The 542-nt window shown below is 57.9% G+C and carries 1 protein-coding gene; it reads left to right on the forward strand.

Going from position 1 to position 542, the window contains the following annotated elements; genetic code table 11:
* Positions 1-542: S8 family serine peptidase (locus tag EVJ21_RS15220; protein WP_145963264.1), on the forward strand; the 542-nt coding region annotated here is incomplete at both ends.

The raw sequence follows: 542 nt of genomic DNA on the forward strand, positions 1-542 counted from the left end.
ATGCACGACGTATCGGCCGAGCGTCTTTCGATCGGCGCTCGAGGTGACCACTTCGCCTTGATCGATGTCGAAGAGGCGTCACCGAAGATGCAGGCGACGGCAAAAGCGACGCTCGAGACAGACACGAACGTTGAATACATCGAGCCGGTCCAAACGTATAAGGCGTTCGCATCGGATGTGAGCCTCGACTATCAATGGTCGATTAACGAGCGCTCGGTATTGAAACCGTTCAAAGGTTCAGGGGTCGGCCTCGACGCCTATGAGGCACTCAAGCTGCCGGGCCGCTCGATTAAAGTCGCGGTCCTCGACACGGGCGTCGACTATCGTCTGCTCGACTTGAAAGGGAAAGTCGATATCGTGAATGAGAAGAACTTCGTCGACCCGAACGGGGAAGGCGACGCGATTGACGACCATGGACACGGGACACACGTCGCCGGTGTCATCGGGGCGATACGTGACAACGGGGTATCGATGCGAGGCATCGTGCCGAACGTCTCGATTCTCCCGGTGAAAGTGCTCGATGCGAGCGGATCGGGTGACAC

Origin of the sequence: Exiguobacterium sp. SH0S2 (assembly GCF_004337185.1) — a bacterium.
Lineage (GTDB): Bacteria > Bacillota > Bacilli > Exiguobacteriales > Exiguobacteriaceae > Exiguobacterium > Exiguobacterium aurantiacum_A.